General features: G+C 66.6%; 14 protein-coding genes. 11 read left to right on the plus strand and 3 right to left on the minus strand.

Annotation, left to right across the window (positions count from 1 at the left end; all coding sequences use genetic code 11):
• The first annotated feature begins 73 nt into the window (after window positions 1–73).
• The 6 genes from P5F91_RS05985 to P5F91_RS06010 all read left to right on the plus strand — a co-directional run bounded on the left by P5F91_RS05985 (window position 74) and on the right by P5F91_RS06010 (window position 7,847).
• Entirely contained in the window at window positions 74–571 is a 498-nt protein-coding gene (locus tag P5F91_RS05985; protein WP_145616640.1) for a formate dehydrogenase subunit gamma, read from the plus strand.
• The gene (locus P5F91_RS05990; RefSeq protein ID WP_277906787.1) at window positions 568–2,139 is read left to right on the plus strand and encodes a formate dehydrogenase beta subunit; all 1,572 of its coding nucleotides are present in this window, start codon (window positions 568–570) and stop codon (window positions 2,137–2,139) included. Before P5F91_RS05985 ends, P5F91_RS05990 begins: the two co-directional genes overlap by 4 nt.
• A 14-nt stretch (window positions 2,140–2,153) precedes the next feature.
• Complete coding sequence (gene fdhF / locus P5F91_RS05995) at window positions 2,154–5,015, plus strand: formate dehydrogenase subunit alpha (protein ID WP_277906788.1); 2,862 nt, start codon at window positions 2,154–2,156, stop codon at window positions 5,013–5,015.
• Window positions 5,012–5,887, plus strand: a complete 876-nt coding sequence (gene fdhD / locus P5F91_RS06000) for a formate dehydrogenase accessory sulfurtransferase FdhD (protein WP_277906789.1) — start codon at window positions 5,012–5,014, stop codon at window positions 5,885–5,887. Before fdhF ends, fdhD begins: the two co-directional genes overlap by 4 nt.
• Window positions 5,877–6,092, plus strand: coding sequence for a formate dehydrogenase subunit delta (locus tag P5F91_RS06005; RefSeq protein WP_040846996.1), 216 nt, complete (start codon window positions 5,877–5,879; stop codon window positions 6,090–6,092). Before fdhD ends, P5F91_RS06005 begins: the two co-directional genes overlap by 11 nt.
• 240 nt (window positions 6,093–6,332) lie before the next feature.
• Window positions 6,333–7,847, plus strand: coding sequence for an OFA family MFS transporter (locus P5F91_RS06010; protein ID WP_338424065.1), 1,515 nt, complete (start codon window positions 6,333–6,335; stop codon window positions 7,845–7,847).
• A 461-nt stretch (window positions 7,848–8,308) separates the two neighbouring features.
• Here P5F91_RS06010 and P5F91_RS06015 read toward each other — a convergent pair whose 3' ends face one another.
• Window positions 8,309–9,091, minus strand: coding sequence for a 3-hydroxybutyrate dehydrogenase (locus P5F91_RS06015; protein WP_004273105.1), 783 nt, complete (start codon window positions 9,089–9,091; stop codon window positions 8,309–8,311).
• 338 nt (window positions 9,092–9,429) lie between these two features.
• Here P5F91_RS06015 and P5F91_RS06020 point away from each other — a divergent pair, with 338 nt between their 5' ends.
• From P5F91_RS06020 to P5F91_RS06030, 3 genes are all read left to right on the plus strand, one after another.
• Window positions 9,430–11,247 (plus strand): GGDEF domain-containing protein, encoded by a 1,818-nt coding sequence (locus P5F91_RS06020; RefSeq protein ID WP_246134559.1) that lies wholly within the window; start codon window positions 9,430–9,432, stop codon window positions 11,245–11,247.
• 146 nt (window positions 11,248–11,393) lie between these two features.
• Window positions 11,394–13,514, plus strand: coding sequence for a putative bifunctional diguanylate cyclase/phosphodiesterase (locus P5F91_RS06025; RefSeq protein WP_145613063.1), 2,121 nt, complete (start codon window positions 11,394–11,396; stop codon window positions 13,512–13,514).
• Between the two features lie 115 nt (window positions 13,515–13,629).
• Window positions 13,630–13,956, plus strand: a complete 327-nt coding sequence (locus P5F91_RS06030) for an EthD family reductase (protein ID WP_040847536.1) — start codon at window positions 13,630–13,632, stop codon at window positions 13,954–13,956.
• An 18-nt stretch (window positions 13,957–13,974) separates the two neighbouring features.
• Here P5F91_RS06030 and P5F91_RS06035 read toward each other — a convergent pair whose 3' ends face one another.
• The gene (locus P5F91_RS06035; RefSeq protein ID WP_277906790.1) at window positions 13,975–15,993 is read right to left on the minus strand and encodes a sensor histidine kinase; all 2,019 of its coding nucleotides are present in this window, start codon (window positions 15,991–15,993) and stop codon (window positions 13,975–13,977) included.
• A gap of 137 nt (window positions 15,994–16,130) precedes the next feature.
• Window positions 16,131–16,877, minus strand: coding sequence for a response regulator transcription factor (locus P5F91_RS06040; RefSeq protein WP_145613065.1), 747 nt, complete (start codon window positions 16,875–16,877; stop codon window positions 16,131–16,133).
• Window positions 16,878–17,218: 341 nt separating this feature from the next.
• Between P5F91_RS06040 and P5F91_RS06045 the strand changes: the two genes are divergently transcribed.
• Both P5F91_RS06045 and P5F91_RS06050 read left to right on the plus strand, forming a co-directional pair.
• Entirely contained in the window at window positions 17,219–17,491 is a 273-nt protein-coding gene (locus P5F91_RS06045; RefSeq protein ID WP_145613066.1) for a hypothetical protein, read from the plus strand.
• A gap of 231 nt (window positions 17,492–17,722) precedes the next feature.
• Window positions 17,723–18,589: a polyprenyl synthetase family protein gene (locus P5F91_RS06050; protein ID WP_145613067.1), complete on the plus strand. Its 867-nt coding sequence runs from the start codon at window positions 17,723–17,725 to the stop codon at window positions 18,587–18,589.
• The last annotated feature ends 141 nt before the right edge of the window (window positions 18,590–18,730 follow it).

The raw sequence follows: 18,730 nt of genomic DNA on the forward strand, positions 1-18,730 counted from the left end.
CTGCGTTGATTAAGTTCCGGCGATAGCCAACTTCTAATGACAGGGAGATTGCCTGAGAAGTGAGGCCGCTGCTGTGACGTCTGCCACAACAAGTACCCCGTGGGACCGTGAAAAGGCCGCTGAAGTCATTGCGGCGCACCAAAATCTTGAAGGGCCAGCATTGCCGATACTGCATGCCTTGCAGGAGACCTTCGGCCATGTGCCCGAGGATGCGGTGCCCTTGCTTGCGGACGCGCTGAACCTTTCGCGCGCCGATGTTCACGGAATTGTAAGCTTTTACCACGACTTTAGGGAGGCACCCGCCGGCCGCCACGTGGTGAAGCTGTGCCGGGCCGAGGCGTGTCAGTCCATGGGCGGCCATACCTTGGCGGAAGGCCTGCTGCGGCGCCTGGGCCTGGACTGGGGCGGCACCACCGGCGATGGTCAGGTGACGATTGAACCTGTCTATTGCCTGGGCCTGTGCGCCTGCGCCCCGGCGGCCTTGATCGACGGCCGCCCCCTGGGCCGCCTGAACCGCGAACGCCTGGACGCCGCCGTGAACGAGGCCCGCAACGATTGGTCGACGCCATGAGCACCCGCATCTTCATCCCCCGCGACGTGGCCGCCCTGGCGGTGGGCGCCGATGAGGTCGCGCGCGCCGTGGCGGCGCAGGCCGCCGCCCTGGGCAGCGCCGTCACCATTGTCCGCACCGGCTCGCGCGGGCTGTTCTGGCTGGAACCGATGGTGGAGGTGGAAACACCCCTGGGCCGCATCGCCTACGGTCCGGTGCAGGCTGGCGACGTGGCCGCCCTGTTCGCCGCCGGCTGGCTGACCGGCGCCAGCCACCCCTTGCGCGTCGGCCGTCCGGAGGACCACCCCTTCCTGGCCCGCCAGACGCGGCTGACCTTCGCCCGCTGCGGCATCGTCGATCCCCTGTCGGTGGAGGATTACAAAGCCGCCGGCGGCTATCGCGGCCTGGCCAAGGCCATCGAGGTGGGCGGTGCCGCGACGGTGGAGGCGGTGACCAAGTCCGGCCTGCGCGGTCGTGGCGGCGCCGGCTTCCCCACCGGCATCAAGTGGAAGACGGTGCGCGACGCGGTGGCGGACCAGAAGTACATCGTCTGCAACGCGGACGAGGGCGACAGCGGCACCTTCGCCGACCGCATGATCCTGGAGGGCGACCCCTTCTGCCTGATCGAGGGCATGACCATCGCCGGTTTGGCGGTGGGCGCCACGCGGGGTTACATCTACTCCCGTTCCGAATACCCGCACGCCAACGCCACCATGCGGGCGGCGCTGGATATCGCACGCGCCGCCGGCCTGCTGGGCCGCGACATCCTGGGCTCCGGCCTGGAGTTCCACCTGGAACTGCGCGTGGGCGCCGGCGCCTATGTCTGTGGCGAGGAAACGGCGCTGCTGGAAAGCCTGGAGGGCAAGCGCGGCGTGGTGCGGGCCAAGCCGCCGCTGCCGGCGCTGAAGGGCCTGTTCGGCCGCCCCACCGTGGTCAACAACCTGCTCTCCCTGGCCACCATTCCCGTGATCATGGATCTGGGCGCGCAATACTACGCCGACTTCGGCATGGGCCGGTCGCGCGGCACCATGCCCATCCAATTGGCCGGCAACGTCCTGCATGGCGGCCTGTTCGAGACGGCCTTCGGCCTGACCTTGGGTGAGATCGTGATGGAGGTGGGCGGCGGCACCGCCAGCCGCCGACCGGTCCGCGCGGTGCAGGCGGGCGGGCCCCTGGGCGCCTACCTGCCGCCCAGCCAGTTCGACACCCCTTATGATTATGAAGCCTTCGCCGCGCGCGACGCCCTGATCGGCCACGGCGGCCTGGTGGTGTTCGACGACACGGTGGACATGGCGCACATGGCGCGCTTCGCCATGGAATTCTGCGCCGAGGAATCCTGCGGCAAGTGCACGCCCTGCCGCATCGGTTCCACCCGGGGGGCCGAGGTGGTGGACCGCATCCTGGCGGGCCGCGACGTGGCGGCCAACATCGCCCTGCTGGAAGACCTGTGCAACACTATGAAGTTCGGATCGCTGTGCGCGCTGGGGGGCTTCACGCCCTATCCGGTGCTGAGCGCCATCCGTCATTTCCCCGAAGACTTTCATACACGCAATTCCCCGGGCCGGCCTCTGCCGGCCGCGGCTGAGTGAAGGAGGGTCCGGCCATGGGCTTGGTTCCTGAGATTGACTACGGCACCCCGCATCCCCGCGGCCTGAAGGGCGACACCGACGCCAAGATGGTCACGCTGACCATCGACGGCGAGACGGTGACGGTGGCGGAGGGCACCTCCATCATGCGCGCCGCCATGGACGGCGGCGTCACCATCCCCAAGCTGTGCGCCACCGACACGCTGGACGCCTTCGGCTCCTGCCGGCTGTGCCTGGTGGAAATCCAGGGCCGGGCGGGCACGCCCGCCTCCTGCACCACGCCGGTGGCCCCGGGCATGGTGGTGTCCACGCAGACGGAACGGCTGAAGCGCCTGCGCAAAGGGGTGATGGAGCTGTACATCTCCGACCACCCGCTGGATTGCCTGACCTGTGCCGCCAACGGCGATTGCGAGTTGCAGGACATGGCCGGCGCCGTGGGCCTGCGCGAGGTGCGCTATGGCATGGAGGGGGCCAACCACCTGGGCCAAGCCAAGGACACCTCCAACCCCTATTTCACCTTCGACCCGTCGAAGTGCATCGTCTGCTCCCGCTGCGTGCGGGCCTGCCAGGAGGTACAGGGCACCTTCGCCCTGACCATCCAGGACCGGGGTTTCGCCAGCAAGGTCTCGGCCGGCATGGACGAGGATTTCATGGACAGCGAGTGCGTCAGCTGCGGCGCCTGCGTCCAGGCCTGTCCTACCGCCACCCTGATGGAAAAGTCGGTCATCGAGATCGGCCAGCCGGAGCATTCCGTCGTCACCACCTGCGCCTATTGCGGCGTGGGCTGCAGCTTCAAGGCGGAGATGCGCGGGACCGAGCTGGTGCGCATGGTCCCCTACAAGGACGGCGCCGCCAACCGCGGCCATTCCTGCGTGAAGGGCCGCTTCGCCTGGGGTTACGCCACCCACCGTGAACGCATCCTGAAGCCCATGATCCGGTCCAAGATCACCGACCCGTGGCGCGAGGTGTCGTGGGAAGAGGCCATCAGCTACACGGCCTCGGAATTCAAGCGCATCCAGGAGAAATACGGCCGCGCTTCGGTCGGCGGCATCACTTCCTCCCGCTGCACCAATGAGGAGACGTACCTGGTGCAGAAGCTGGTGCGCGCCGGCTTCGGCAACAACAACGTCGACACCTGCGCCCGCGTCTGCCACTCCCCCACCGGCTACGGCCTGGGCACGGCCTACGGCACCTCCGCCGGTACCCAGGACTTCGATAGTGTCGAGGATACCGATGTCGTCATGGTCATCGGGGCCAATCCCACCGATGGCCATCCGGTGTTTGGCTCCCGCCTGAAGAAGCGGCTGCGCCAGGGTGCCAAGCTGATCGTCGTCGATCCACGCCGCATCGACCTGGTGAAGACCCCGCACGTGAAGGCGGCCCACCACCTGCCGCTGCGACCCGGCACCAACGTCGCCGTGGTCACCGCCATCGCCCACGTCATCGTCACCGAGGGCCTGGTGAATGAGGCCTTCGTGCGCGAGCGCTGCGATTGGGACGAGTTCCAGGACTGGGCGGCCTTCGTCGCCGAGGAGCGGCACAGCCCCGAGGCCATCGCCGACTACACCGGCGTGCCGGCGGCCGAGCTGCGCGCCGCTGCCCGCCTCTACGCCACCGGCGGCAACGCCGCCATCTACTACGGCCTGGGCGTGACGGAGCACAGCCAGGGCTCCACCACCGTCATGGCCATCGCCAACCTGGCCATGGCCACGGGCAACCTGGGCCGGCGCGGCGTGGGCGTGAACCCGCTGCGCGGCCAGAACAACGTCCAGGGCAGCTGCGACATGGGCTCTTTCCCCCATGAGCTGCCGGGCTATCGTCATGTCCACGACGACGCCACCCGCGCCATCTTCGAGGACATGTGGGGCGTGACCCTGGAGAGGGAGCCGGGCCTGCGCATTCCCAACATGCTGGACGCGGCCGTCGACGGCACCTTCAAGGGCCTGTACGTCCAGGGTGAGGATATCGTGCAGTCCGACCCCGACACCCACCATGTCACCCACGGCCTTGAGTCTATGGAATGCGTGGTGGTGCAGGACCTGTTCCTGAACGAGACGGCGAACTACGCCCACGTCTTCCTGCCGGGCTCCACCTTCCTGGAGAAGGACGGTACCTTCACCAACGCCGAACGGCGCATCAACCGCGTGCGTCGGGTGATGCCCCCGCGCAACGGCTACGCCGACTGGGAAATCACCCAGCTGTTGTCCAACGCCCTGGGCTATCCCATGAGCTACAGCCACCCGGCGGAGATCATGGCGGAGATCGCGGCCACCACCCCCGGCTTCCGCAACGTGACCTACGAAATGCTGGACGAACGCGGCTCCGTCCAGTGGCCGTGCAACGACGACGCGCCCGAAGGCACGCCCATCATGCACATCAACGGCTTCGCCCGCGGCAAGGGCAAGTTCGTGCTGACGGAATACATCCCCACGGATGAACGCACGGGCGCCCGCTTCCCCCTGCTGCTGACCACCGGCCGCATCCTCAGCCAGTACAATGTCGGCGCGCAAACCCGGCGCACGGCCAACAGCGAATGGCACAAGGAGGACAGGCTGGAAATCCACCCGCACGACGCGGAGAACCGTGGCGTGCGTGACGGCGACTGGGTAAAGCTGCAAAGCCGCGCGGGTGAAACCACGCTGCGCGCCCTGATCACCGACCGGGTGTCGCCCGGCGTGGTCTACACCACTTTCCACCACCCCATGACCCAGGCCAACGTGATCACCACCGACTATTCCGACTGGGCCACCAACTGCCCCGAATACAAGGTGACGGCGGTGCAGGTCAGCCCCAGCAACGGCCCGTCCGACTGGCAGGAGAAGTACAAGACCCACAGCGACCTCAGCCGCCGCATCGTCGGCACGGATGCCGCTGAATGACGGACCGGGTGACGCCGGTGCCGCAAGCCTTGCCGGATGCCAGCCGCCCGGTGACCCGGGTGGCCTGGCGCGATGGCGTTCCCCTGGACGGGGACCGGGTGGTGGCGGAGGAGACGGCGGTGGCCATCAGCTACGACAGCGCGGCCTATGCTGTGCTGATGGCGACCCCGCGCGACCTGGAAGACTTCGCCCTGGGCTTCAGCGTGACCGAGGGCATCATCACCGGCCGCGCGGACATCGCCGACCTGGACCTGGTGGTGGTGCCGGAAGGGGTGAACGTCCGCCTATGGCTGGCCAAGACCCCGGGAGAGGCGCTGGAGCGCCGTCGCCGCCGCTTGGCCGGCCCCATGGGCTGCGGCCTCTGCGGCCTGGAAAGCCTGGCGGAGGCGACACGGGCCCTGCCGGTGGTGCCGCAGGGCTTCACCATCGATGCGACCCAGGTGGCCGCCGCGCGCGACGACCTGGCCAACCATCAGCCGCTGTTCGAGGAGACGCGGGCCGTTCACGCCGCCGGCTTCTGGCGCCCCGGCACGGGCATGGTGGCGGTGCGCGAGGACGTGGGCCGCCACAACGCACTGGACAAGCTGGCGGGCGCCCTGATCCGGGGCGGCGTCGACGCCGCGTCCGGCCTGGTGGTGATGAGCAGCCGGGTGTCGGTGGAACTGGTGCAGAAGGCGGCCGCCATGGGCGTGCCGGTGCTGGTGGCGGTTTCCGCCCCCTCTGCACTTGCCATCCGGACAGCCGAGGCCGCCGGCATCACGCTGGTGGCGGTGGCCCGGCGCGACGGGTTCGAGGTGTTCACCCATGCCGGCCGGATCGTGCCGGGCGGCGGGGCGGAAGCGAAGCAAGGGAATACACGGCATGTCGCCTGACAAGCTGGTCTACATGGCCAATCAAATCGGCAAATTCTTTACCTCCCAGCCGGGCGACAAGGCGGCGGCCGGCATCGCCAACCACATCGCCAAGTTCTGGGAACCCCGGATGCGCCAGGCGATCCAGGCGCATGTGGCCCAGGGCGGCGGTGGATTGGACCCAGAGGTGCTGAAGGCGGTGGAAAGTTTGCCCAAAGTAAATTAGACTATCTGTGTAGAATAAAAACAGTACGCGAGGGAACCGGTGGCGCCACTGGCGGGGCAGCCACCTGCTTTTTACTGTCCATAAATAAAGCGGGAGACGTCAATGAGTGTGGCAACTTCGGGCCGCACGGGTGGAAGCTCGTCCGGCTCGATCCTGGATCGCGAAAGGATAGTCGCAAAGGCGGGTTTTAACCGGTGGCTGGTACCGCCGGCGGCGCTTGCCATCCATCTCTGCATCGGTATGGCCTATGGTTTCAGCGTCTTCTGGCTGCCGCTGTCCAAGACCTTGGCCGGTACGGACGAGGCGGCGTGCAAGAGCATCTCTCTAATTGCAGAGCTTACAACCACCACATGCAATTGGCAGGTCTCCGACCTGACCCTGATGTATACCCTTTTCTTCGTTGTTTTAGGCTCGGCAGCGGCGGTCTGGGGGGGCTGGCTGGAACGGGTGGGTCCCCGGCGCGCCGGTGTCGTCGCTGCTTTCTGCTGGTGTGGCGGCATGGTGGTGTCGGCGGTGGGCATCATGGTCCACCAGCTCTGGTTGCTGTGGCTGGGCGGCATCGTCGGCGGCGTGGGCCTGGGGCTGGGCTACATCTCACCCGTCTCCACCCTCATCAAATGGTTTCCCGACCGGCGCGGCATGGCCACCGGCATGGCCATCATGGGCTTCGGCGGCGGCGCCATGATCGGGTCGCCCCTGGCCAACATCCTGATCAATCAGTTCAAGAGTTCCGATAGCGCGGGCGTGTGGCAGACCTTTCTGGCGATGGCCGCCATCTATTTCGTCTTCATGATGGCCGGCGCTTTCGGCTATCGCGTCCCGCCCGCCGGCTGGCGGCCGGATGGCTGGACGCCGCCGGCGGCGGCGCAGCGGGCCATGATCACCCATGGACATGTTCACCTGGACAACGCGCACAAGACGCCGCAGTTCTGGCTGATCTGGGCGGTGCTGTGCCTGAACGTCAGCGCTGGTATCGGTGTCATCGGCATGGCCTCGCCCATGCTGCAGGAAATCTTCGCCGGCAAGCTGATCGGCCATCCCGAGTTGGGCTTCGATCAGTTGGACCCGGGACAGAAGACGGCCATCGCCACCATCGGCGCGGCTTTCACCGGCTTGATCTCGCTGTTCAACATCGGTGGCCGCTTCTTCTGGGCCTCCATGTCGGACAAGCTGGGCCGCAAGATGACCTATTGCGTCTTCTTCGTCCTGGGCCTGGTGCTGTACGCGGCGGCGCCCAGCCTAGCTCGCGCCGGCAGCGTAGCGCTGTTTGTGCTGGCCATCGGCGTCATCCTGTCCATGTACGGCGGCGGCTTCGCCACTGTGCCGGCCTATCTCGCCGACATCTTCGGCACCCAGTTTGTGGGCGCCATCCATGGACGTCTGCTAACCGCTTGGTCGGTGGCGGGTGTCGCCGGGCCGTTCGTCGTAACCCGCATCCGCGACGCTGAACTGGCGCTGAAGGTGCCGAAGGATCACGTCTATGACGTCACCTTCTATGTCCTCGCCGTGTTCCTGATCATCGGCCTGCTGTGCAACCTGGCCATCAAGCAGCTGGCGGCCAAATGGTTCATGAGTGATGCGCAGGTGGCGGCCTTGCAGGCCAAGACCGCCAACGCCAACGCTACCGGCGGTTCCTTCGGCATCGGTCGGGGCGGCCTGAACGGCCCGGCCCTGCTGGCCTGGCTGGCGGTGGGCCTGCCCATCCTGTGGGGTGTGTGGACCACCCTGCAGAAGGCGGCGCCGCTGTTCAACTAAGCGTGCGGTTGGGTCCTAACGACAAGGGGCGCGCCTGGATGTCAGGCGCGCCCCAAAATCGTATAAATGTAGATGGGCGTGTCTTAATTCAGGTTGCGGCGAATGGATGGAATTTGGAAATGGGTGGCTATTATTGGGTTTTCCGGGCTTGGTATCTTGGGTCTTGTTCTCATATTCCCAGTGTTCATCACCTTCGTGATGTCATTTGACGGCGGGAATGGGAATTATCAGGCATGGATAATAAGATTTATCATTATTTCTATTCCACTCTTGTTGATAATTTTCTCGTTGATGTCCTTCACCATATTTGGGAGAAGCCCCTATAAGGCCAAAGCTATCACTGTCATTGCGATCTGGTTTTTTCTGGTATTGGGCTGGCATCTAATTTAATCCCACTGACTGGACAAAAGTTAAGGGCGCCTCCCTGGGGAGGCGCCCTTTGTCGTGGGGAATGTTCGCACTTACTGCGCGGTCCAGCCGCCATCCATGGGCAGGGGCACGCCGGTCATCTGGGCGGCGGCGTCGGTGCAGAGGAAGGCGGCCAGTTCGCCCAGCTCTTCCGGTGTGGTGAACTTCTTGGACGGCTGCTTTTCCGACAGCAGCTTCAGCTCGGCATCCTTCTCGCTGATGCCATCCTTGGCCGCCATGTCCTTGATCTGCTTTTCCACCAGCGGCGTCAGCACCCAGCCGGGGCAGATGGCGTTGGCGGTGATGTCGATCTCGGCCGTTTCCAGGGCCGCCACCTTGGTCAGGCCGACGACGCCGTGCTTGGCCGCGACATAGGCCGCCTTGTGCGGGCTGGCCACCAGGCCGTGGGCGGAGGCGATGTTGATCAGCCGGCCCCAGCCCTGCTTCTTCATGTAGGGCAGGGCGTAGTGCATGCCCCAGAACACGCCGGACAGGTTGATGGCGATGATGGCGTTCCACTTGTCCTCGGGGAAATCCTCGATGGCCGCCGTGTACTGGATGCCGGCGTTGCTGACCAGCACGTCGATGGACCCGAAGGTTTCCACCGTGGTGTCGATCATCTCCTTGATGGAGGACGGCTTGGAAATGTCGGCGGCATTGTAGGCGGCGCGCACGCCGAACTCGCTTTCCAGGCCGCTGCGGATCTTCTCGATCTCCGCCGCGTCGCCGAAGCCGTTCAGCATGATGTTGGCGCCCTTGGAGGCCAGGACGCGGGCGATGCCCAGGCCGATCCCGCTGGTGGAACCGGTGACGACGGCGGATTTACCCTTCAGCATGACTACCCCTATAAGTTGAGGATGTTCGGTGAATCTCGATTCCGTTGGCATCGCGCGGCCGACCATGGCGACCGCACCCTGTGCCTGGTATGCCGCCTTGATATAAGGCCATGTGTGCGCCGCCGAAAGCCCCGCCCAAGGCCTAAGCCGTTGTCATAGGCCGATTGCCGCCGGAATCTACAAATCACGGCATCCGGTTCTGGTGCACCGGCGTCCTGGCATGCGGCGTCCGCGCATCAACGGTTGCCGGGTCATCACATAACTGTCACCGTCTACGGATATTACTGAAGAACACACTCTTTATTGCGGCCTGAAGGTCCGATCCCTCCTTGATCTTGATGCCTGAAGAGCGAGAGACCGGCATCCCCCGGCAGGGAACCCAGGGGCGTCCGGCCGCCGGATCGTCAGCGCCGCCCCCCGTCGTCCCGCCGGCGGGGGAGGGGGGCGCCGTCGCCTTGCCGGCCCGCTGGCGCGACGTTGTGGCGCACCTGCATCCCGTCTTCCAACCCATCGTGCAGATGCGAACGGCGCGCGTGCATGGGCATGAAGCCCTGCTGCGCGGGTGGGAGGCTGCGGGCTTCGCCAGTCTGGCGGCCCTGTTCCAGGCGGCCGCTGACGAGGGCGCGCTGCCGGCCTTGGAAGCGCACGTCCAGGCCGCCGCCGTGGCCGCCTTCCTGGCGGCCGGCGGCACGGCCGAGGTGCGCCTGTTCCTGAACATCCATCCCCTGGCCCAGGGTCAGGTGCCGCCCCCGCCGCAGGGCGAACAGGTGCACCTGGTCTATGAGACGACGGGCACGGGGCCCGTTCCCACCCGTGCCGGCCGTGACGGTGGCGACCGGCGGGGCCGTGTCGACATTGCCTTCGATCGCTTCGGCGTGGGTGTCGCGGATTTCCAGCGCCTGCTGGCCAGCCCGCCCAGCTATGTGAAGATCGATCGCGCCTTCATCAGCGGCGTGGACGGCGACCAGGCGAAGCGCGCCTTGCTGGGCCAGCTGGTCGGCAGCGCACACGCCCTGGGCCTGGCCACCATCGCCGTGGGCGTGGAAACCTCGCGTGAATTCTATGTCTGCCGGGATCTGGGCTGCGACCATGCCCAAGGCTTTCTGCTGGGCCGCCCCGGCGGTAGCCTGTTGGCCGAGGCCAGCGAGATCGCCGAGTCCCTGACCCGCAGCGACCGTCGCCGCCCGTCGGATGCCCGCCAGCGCCTGTTTGAGCTGATCGAACGCATCGCGCCCCTGCCGCTGGAGGCGCCCAAGGCCAAGCTGCTGGAGTATTTCGGCAACCTGGCCGCCCCACCGGTGGTGCCGGTGGTGGACCGGGCGGGCGTGCCGCGCGGCCTGATTCGCGAACGCCACCTGAAGCCCTTCGTCTATTCGCGCTACGGCACGGAAATCCTGCGCAACCGCGCCTTCGGCAACACGCTGAAGGATTTCGTCATCCCCTGCCCGGTCTGCGACATTGGGACGCCCCTGGAACGCGTGATCGAGCTGTTCGCCGAGGCGGCGGACAGCGACGGCGTCATCATCGTCGAGGGCGGCGAGTATGTCGGCTTCCTCAGCAGCCAGTCGCTGGTGCGCCTGCTGCACGAACACCGCCTGGCCACGGCGGTGGACCAGAACCCGCTGACACGCCTGCCCGGCAACAATGCGATCACGGCTCAGGTGGAGGCGCTGGTGGCGGATGGCGAGCGGGATCATGTGCTGGTCTACCTGGACTTCGACAACTTCAAGCCGTTCAACGACTATTTCGGCTTCCGCCAGGGCGATCGCGCCATCCTGATGTTCAGTGAGCAGTTGAAGGTCCAGGCTTCCGCCCTCGGCGGGTTCGCCGGCCACATCGGCGGTGATGACTTCTTCCTCTCGTGCAGCGGCCTGACCGCCGACCGGATGCGGGAACGGCTGGTGGCCTTCCTGGGCCGCTTCCGCTCCGACGCCGAAAGCCTCTACGACGTGGAAACCCGCGAACGCGGGTGGTTCGAGGCGAAGGACCGCGAGGGGCGCGTGCGGCGCTACCCCTTGCTGCGGGTCAGCGCCGTCATGGTGCAGCTTGTGGCGGGCGCGGCCCGTCCGGGTCTGGAAACACTTGTGGAACTGATCGCCGTCCATAAAACTGCGGCGAAGGCGGCGCCAGACAACCTGTTCCTGGTGGCAGGATGACGGATGCGGTCGTCAGCCGGCCGGTCCCGGATGTTTTGGGGCGCCGGCCGGAACATAAGACATTTGGGGCGCTATTCTCCTTGGTCAGGTACTCTTTCCACCACTCGGCGGGTGATCCGGCCGGCCCCGGCGGGGCTGCGGCAGGCATGGGCGGCGCTCCGACGGATGGCGCCGACACCCCTGACGATTCGCTGGCTGGGGTTCCCCCGGGCGGTGCGCCGGTCGATGGCGGGAGCGACGACGACGCCCGCGTGGCCGGCTCCCGTTTCCATTGGTCGTTCTGGTCCTCCCTGTCGTTCAAGGAAGGCGTGCGTGGCGCCCTGGCCGCCCTGCTGATCGGTTTCGCCTTTTCCGCGGTGGAGATCGGCTGGGCCGCCAGCCGTGAGCGTGAAAAGGTCCTGACCATCATCGATGACATCGCCGCCCAGGTCGAGGGCAGCGCCGCCATTGCCGCGTGGAACCTGGATGCCCAGCTGGCCAACCAGGTCATCATGGACAACCTGAAGCTCCACGCCGTTTCCGGCGTGGAAATCCTGCTGAAGGATAATGAGCGGCTGGCCGGTGTGCGGCGCAAGCCGGCGCAGGACGGCTGGCTTACGGGGCCGCTGTCGCGCCTGGTGTTCGGCGACCTGTCCACCATCCGCCGCCCCTTGCGCCAGCCCAATAGCCCCAATGGCGAGATCATCGGCGAACTGCGCCTGGATCTGGACCCCGTGGTGCTGGCCCGCGACCTGCTGATCCTGGCGGGCACCGGCCTGGTCAGCGGCGTGCTGCGCAACCTGCTGCTGGGCCTGGCGCTGGTGGCGGTGCTGCACCGCTACGTGACCCGGCCGCTGTTCGGCCTGGGCCGGTCCATTTCCCGCATTGATCCCGACCGGCCCATGGAAACGGCCCTTCCGCTGCCCGCGGGGCACGAGCGGGATGAGTTGGGCTACATCGCCGCGCGCACCAATGAACTGCTGGCCCGCCTGGCCTCCAGTCAGGAGGCGCAGCGCCGCATGGCCACGCGCGACCTGCTGACCGGCCTGCCCAACCGCGTGCTGCTGACGGAGGAACTGGGCCGTTCCCTGCCCAAGGCGGAGCGCGCGGGCTATCACGTCGCCGTCTTCCACCTGGATCTGGATCGGTTCAAGACCGTCAACGAAAGCTATGGCCTGGATGTGGGCGACCGCGTGCTGCGCGAGGTGGGCGCCCGCTTGACCAGCGTGCTGCGCGCCGGCGACAGCGTGGCGCGCCTGGGCGCCGACGAATTCGCCGTGGTGGCCGAGGACATCGCCCAGCCGGAGATGGCGGCCCGCCTGGCGGAACGCATCCTGGACACCCTGGCCGCCCCCTATGCCGTCGACGGCCATTCCGTGGCGCTGACCGCCAGCGTGGGCATGGCGCTGTTCCCCGGCGACGGGCGCGACCCCGAGCCGCTGCTGCGCGGCGCCGACGTCGCCATGTGCACGGCCAAGGCGGCCGGCGGCGGGCGTTACCGCTTCTTCGCGCGGGAGATGATGGACCGGGCCGTGGCCCGCCTGCACAACGAGACGGCGCTGCGCCGCGCCATCGAGGAAAACCAGTTCGTCCTCTACTACCAGCCCAAGCTGGAGACGCTGACCCGCAAGCTCAGCGGGGTGGAGGCGCTGCTGCGCTGGCAGAAGCCGGACCGGCTGGTCATGCCGGGCGATTTCATTCCGCTTGCGGAAGAAACCGGATTGATCGTGCCTATCGGCGCCTGGGTGCTGCGCACGGCCTGCGAACAGGCGGCACGCTGGCTGGCGGCGGGGCACACCGTGCCCGTCTCCGTCAACGTCTCCGCCCGCCAGTTGCAGGAGGCGGGGCTGGTCGATCTGGTGGCGGACTGCCTGGCCAAGTCCTATCTGCCGCCCGAGCTGCTGAACATTGAGATCACCGAGACCAGCATGATGCGCGACCTGGACCACAGCGAGGCGCTGCTGGCGCGCCTGCGCGACCTGGGTGTGGGAATCAGCGTCGACGATTTCGGCACCGGCTATTCGTCGCTGGCCTACCTGCGCCGCCTGCCGGTGACAGCGCTGAAGCTGGACCGCTCCTTCGTGAACGACATCCCCGCCGAAACCGCCATCGCCACGGCTGTGCTGGACCTGTCGCGCAGCTTCGGCCTCAAGACTGTGGCCGAGGGCGTGGAGACGGAAGAGCAATGGCATTGGCTGGCCCAGCAGGGCTGCGCCGAGGTCCAGGGCTTCCTGTTCGCCCGGCCCATGCCGGTGGATCTGGTGGAGCGCGACTTCCTGCAGGGCTAAGCCCTGCACCGAAGAAAGATGAAGTGGCCATACAACCATAGGACAATACGCCGGCTTCTGCGGCCGGCGTACCTTGGCGCATCCTCATAGCCTGAACCAAAGCCAGGACGACGCCATGATCAAAGTCAGCGTGCTGTACGCCAACGAACCCGGCGCCCGCTTCGACCATGATTACTACAGGGACCGCCACATGCCGCTGGTCCAGGAAAAGCTGGGCGCCGCCTGCCTGTTCTACACGGTGGACAAGGGCCTGACCGGTGCCCCGCCCAGCGAAGCGCCGGCTTATGTCGCCATGTGCCACATCTTTGCCGAGTCCGCCGACAGTTTCTGGGCCGCCTTCGGGCCCGTGGCCGAGGAGATCGTGGCCGACATCGCCAACTACACCACCCTGTCGCCGACCATCCAGGTGAGCGAGGTGGTGGTGGGCGCCGGCCGCGGCTGACCTCCGGCCCCCTCGGCCCTATCCCCGGGGCAGCGGGGCGTTCGCCAGTTCCACCACCAGGCAGCAGCCGTCCAGGCGGGTGTGGTCGTAAAAGGCGCGTCCGTCGTGCAGTTCCGCGATGCGCCGCACCAGGTAGAGGCCGACGCCGATGCCGGGCACACGCTCAGCTGAGGACAGGCGCACGAACTTGCCGAAGATGCGCTCCCGGTCGGCGGGTGGCACGCCGGCGCCGGCGTCGATCACCCGCACGGTGCTGCGCGTGGCCGTCTGGGCCAGTTCCACCCGGATAGGCTGGCCGGGGGGCCCGTACTTGGCAGCATTTTCCAACAGGTTGAGGATGGATGTCTTGAGAAGGGCGGGGTCGCCCTGAATCTCGTTCGGCACCATGCCCTCCAACCGCACCGCCTGCTCGGGGTGCGAGGCGCGCAGGGACCGGACGGCCTCGGCCACCACTTCTTCCAGGATCAGCGGCTGGGTTTCCAGGTGCAGCCCAGGCGACCGGTCGGTCTCACGGCGCAGGCCGACCTCGATGATCTCCACCAGGCGGTCCACGGCCCGGCCCATGCGCTTCAGCAGGTCATGGCCTTTGGCGCCCTCCGCCAAGGCGGCGGAGCCTTTGATCTGCAGGATGTCGATGCCGGTGCGGATGATGGACACCGGCGTGCGGTATTCGTGCGACACCATGTCAATGAACTGGATCTGTTCGCGCACCGCCTGGCGCTCGGCGGCCAGGGCCTCCTCCAGGCTCTCCTTGGCGGCCGACAGCTCCCGGGTGCGCAGCGCCACCATGTCCAGGGCCCGCTGCTCGGCATGGACAGAGGCCGACAACGCTGCCGCCTGCGCCTCCTTCCGTTCCTTTTCCGACCGGCGCACGCGCGACGCGATGGCGATGTTCATCAGGATCATGTGCACCAGCGACGCCGCCTGCGACGCGGCTTCGGTCAGGCTGATCTCGGGGATCACGCCCAGGGTGCGCATGAAGCCCATCAGGGCCGCCATGCAGGCGGAGCCGAAGGCCAGGCTGTACATCAAGGCGCCGGGATGCCCCCGCCGCGCCAGCCAGATGGCGCTGCCGATATAGATGAACATATAGGCCGACGTGACCGTGGCCAGCGTGGCGCCAGCCATCGTGTAATAGCCGGCGACGGTGGCGACGATACCCAGGGCGCCCAGGATGATGGGGATGCGGTTCAGCAGGCTGATCAGCGGCAGGGTGCGCCGCAGGTTCAGGAACTCCTCCGTCAGCAGGGCGCCGGCCAGGATGCCGCCGCAGACGCTGGTGCCGGTGATGAGGTTGGCCAGCTTGGGCGCGGGCCCGGGAAGGATTTGCGCCAGCGCGCCGAAAGACCCGAACGCCAGTCCGATCAGGCTGATCAGGTATAGGGCGTAGTAGAAGTAAACCCGCTCTTGCAGCCAATAACTATGGATGAGGTTGGAGATCAGCACCGCCACCGCCATGCCCAGCACGAAGCCCAACCAGATGGACTGTACGCTTACATGGTTCATCAGCGGGATCAGGCGATAGATTTGGCCGCTGAGGATGGTGGCGCTGGTGGTGTGGACATGGACATAAATCCAGGCCTGGCCGGCGCCGTCGAACACCAGCGGCTGGGTGAAGCTGCGGAAGCGCAGCATGCGGTTGGCCGTGGGCTCGCTGTCGCCCTGCACCGTCCTGGCATAGGCCTCGGCTGGCGGCGGCGGCGCGTCGGCGGCCGTGTAGGCGACGTTGGTTTCCACCGTGTCGAGGAAGCTGGGCAGCAGTTCCAGGTACCAGGTGTCGTTGCTCCCTGGGGCTCGTGCGACGCGCATCCTGACCCAGGTGTCGGTCAGGGTGAAGCCGCGGTTGAGATTGCCCGGCAAGGGCTGGAAGCGCCGGCTCGCCTCGCCAGCCGTCACATCGGCCAGGGTCAGCGACCCGTCAGGATCGACCAGGAATTCGAGGTGGCCGGCAATGGGCAGCGTCCGCGTTTCGGCCCCCAGGCGCAGAGGCGGCGCCGTCCAGCCGTCGGGGCCCGCTCCGGCCCATGCGGGCGGCACGCACAGCAGGGCCAAGGCGACAATGCACAGCCATAGCCACCCACCCTGAGGCCATCCGCCCCAAGGCCATCCGCTGGGTCGCCGCCGGGTGGGCGCTACGAAGGGCGGGGCGGTGGCGGTCATGGTGCGGTGGGGGACTACAGCTGCTTGATGGGGGCGGAGAACAGGTAACCCTTGGCATGGACGGTCTGGATAGGAAAGGCCTCACCCACCGCGGCCTCGATTTTCCGGCGCAGGCGGCTGACCAGGGCGTCCAGACCCCGGCTGCCTTGCACCGTGTTGGCGTAGTCCAGCGTTTCCAGCAGGGCGGTGCGGTCCACCGCCCGGCCCGGGTCCTGGGTCAGGGCCACCACCAGGTCGAATTCCTTGGCGGTCAGACGTACGGGCAGGCCGCGCGGCGACAGGACGGACCAGCGCGCACTGTCCAGCACCCAGGGCTCACTGGAGGATGGGGCATGCAGGCTGGGAAGATCGTTGACATCCGGCCCGGCGGCCAGGCGGCGCGCCAGGTTGGTGGCGGCGATGGCCAGCTCCCGGCAATCCACCGGCTTCACGAAGTACAGGTCGGCGCCGCTGGTGAAGCCTTTCAGCCTATCGTCCACCCGCGACCGGGCCGTCAGGATGATCAGGCCCATGTTCGTGTTGGAGCGCAGGAAACTGGCAATGGCGTAGCCATCCTGGTCGGGCAGGCCGATGTCCAGGATGACGATGTCCGCCGGTTCCTTGGCGATCTGCTGGTACAACTCCAGCCCCGAGCCCGCCGTGGTGACCGCCAGGCCTTGGCTGCTCAGGCAGTGGGCCAGTAATTCCCGAAGGTCCACATCGTCTTCCACCAAAACCACGCGCGGGGCGACGACTCCAACGCTCGCATCCAGGTCTGCCATAGAAAATCTTTTCTATTAAAAGGTTTTAGCGATGGTTCGGTTACAAATTTTTTGGGCCATGTCCCCAGATCGGCCCTGCCGCTGGAACTATTCTGATGCGCATTCTAATTTTTCATTAATTTTATAGCAATACGATGCGTGCCGCCTCGATTCCTGGCGGGTATGTGCGCCATCACCTGCGGATTTCAGCTCCCGGTGGCATGAAGGGCGTTGCCGCCGACGGCCCGGTTGTTTACGCTCTTCCCTTCACGAAAAAGGTCGCCGGCCTGGATGGGACGGCGCCAAAAGAACCAGTCCGCCGGCCGCGCCGGTGCCAAGGCTGGATCATCGGGGTGTCATCGATGGGTCAGGCGAAGCAATGGACGCTGCTGCGCGCCGCCGAGCAATGCTATCGCGTTGCCGCCAGCGTGCCCTCGGGTCCTGAGCGGGACCTGTGGATCCGCCGGGGCGGCATGCTGGAGGCGGATAGCGTGGCCGCCCTGCTGACCGGTCCTTGGCCTGAGCGCTGGCCGGCTCGGACTGTGGCGGATGATTTGCCTTATGATGAGGCCGCCGAGTCTCCATCGGTTTCGTCTGTGTCGGCCGACACCGCCAAGCCCAGTCTGGTCGAATAATTTCCCGGGACCATCGCCGGCGTGTTCATTCCTGACCAACCTCTTGTTACGTGCGACGCAACGGCGCCCTGCGGTCGCCAGTAATTGACACTGGCAGATGGCTGGCAGAGTGTGCCCAGCTTATACGACGCGTCATCATCTTCGAGGTTTCTTCAAGTGACCGGCCTAGTTTCTTCCGCCGCACCCTCTTCCTCGGGCCGTTACCCCTCGGGTCGTGAATTGCTGGAGGCCATGGGCCTCGCATCGCGCCAGACCGAACAGCGCATGGAAGCGCTGCTGCCCACCCCCGCCCGCTACATCGGCCGGGTGCAGGAAGCCGCCCGCTACGCCGTGTTCGCCGGCGGCAAGCGTTTGCGCCCCTTCCTGGTGAAGTCGTCGTCCGCCCTGTTCGGCGTGTCCGAGGACAACTGGCTGCAGGCCGCCGCGGCGGTGGAGATGGTGCACACCTACAGCCTGGTGCACGACGACCTGCCCTGCATGGATGACGACACCCTGCGCCGGGGCAAGCCCACCACCCATGTCCAGTTCGATGAGGCGACGGCCCTGCTGGCCGGTGACGCGCTGCTGACCCTGGCGTTCGAGGTGCTGTCCCAGCCGGCCGCCCACGCCGATCCGGCGGTGCGCTGTGCCCTGATCGCCAAGCTGGCCCAGGCAGGCGGCACGTTGGGTATGATCGGCGGCCAGATGATGGACATGGAAGCGCCGAATTCCGATTTCGGCTACGACGAAATCCTGACCCTGCAGAAGCTGAAGACGGGCGCGCTGTTCGAATTCTGCTGCGAGGCCGGGCCCATCCTGGGCGGCGCCAGCGAAGCGGAACGCGCCCTGCTGCGTGACTACGCCGCGGATTTCGGCCTTGTCTTCCAGATCTCCGACGATCTTATTGACGCCACCGGCGACGCCGGCAAGGCGGGCAAGACCGTCGGCAAGGATGAGGCCCAGGGCAAGGCGACCCTGATCTCCTTGCTGGGCCTGGACGCGGCCCGTGCCAAGGTGGTGGAACTGGCCGAGCAAGCGGCGGCCCGTCTGGATGGTTTCGGTCCGGCGGCGGATTCGTTGCGCGGCCTGCCCTTTATGCTTATCGACCGAGAGTCGTGATTTATCACGATCTGTGCAAAAGTGTTTGTCTGTCACCGGCCCGTAAGAGGTCGGTTAGAATTATTTGGGAGCCGATGAATGGCGACGAAGACCCCGTTGTTGGACCAGTGTCCGACGCCTGAGCGCCTGCGCGCGCTGCGT

Source organism: Nitrospirillum amazonense, from assembly GCF_029594735.1.
In the GTDB taxonomy this organism is placed as follows: domain Bacteria; phylum Pseudomonadota; class Alphaproteobacteria; order Azospirillales; family Azospirillaceae; genus Nitrospirillum; species Nitrospirillum amazonense.

Coding starts and splice junctions, on each gene's coding strand:
- P5F91_RS05990 (WP_277906787.1), top strand. CDS start 568: ATGAGCACCCGCATCTTCATCCCCCGCGACGTGGCCGCCCTGGCGGTG.
- fdhF (WP_277906788.1), top strand. CDS start 2,154: ATGGGCTTGGTTCCTGAGATTGACTACGGCACCCCGCATCCCCGCGGC.
- fdhD (WP_277906789.1), top strand. CDS start 5,012: ATGACGGACCGGGTGACGCCGGTGCCGCAAGCCTTGCCGGATGCCAGC.
- P5F91_RS06005 (WP_040846996.1), top strand. CDS start 5,877: ATGTCGCCTGACAAGCTGGTCTACATGGCCAATCAAATCGGCAAATTC.
- P5F91_RS06010 (WP_338424065.1), top strand. CDS start 6,333: ATGGCCTATGGTTTCAGCGTCTTCTGGCTGCCGCTGTCCAAGACCTTG.
- P5F91_RS06015 (WP_004273105.1), bottom strand. CDS start 9,091: ATGCTGAAGGGTAAATCCGCCGTCGTCACCGGTTCCACCAGCGGGATC.
- P5F91_RS06020 (WP_246134559.1), top strand. CDS start 9,430: ATGCCTGAAGAGCGAGAGACCGGCATCCCCCGGCAGGGAACCCAGGGG.
- P5F91_RS06025 (WP_145613063.1), top strand. CDS start 11,394: ATGGGCGGCGCTCCGACGGATGGCGCCGACACCCCTGACGATTCGCTG.
- P5F91_RS06030 (WP_040847536.1), top strand. CDS start 13,630: ATGATCAAAGTCAGCGTGCTGTACGCCAACGAACCCGGCGCCCGCTTC.
- P5F91_RS06040 (WP_145613065.1), bottom strand. CDS start 16,877: ATGGCAGACCTGGATGCGAGCGTTGGAGTCGTCGCCCCGCGCGTGGTT.
- P5F91_RS06045 (WP_145613066.1), top strand. CDS start 17,219: ATGGGTCAGGCGAAGCAATGGACGCTGCTGCGCGCCGCCGAGCAATGC.
- P5F91_RS06050 (WP_145613067.1), top strand. CDS start 17,723: ATGGGCCTCGCATCGCGCCAGACCGAACAGCGCATGGAAGCGCTGCTG.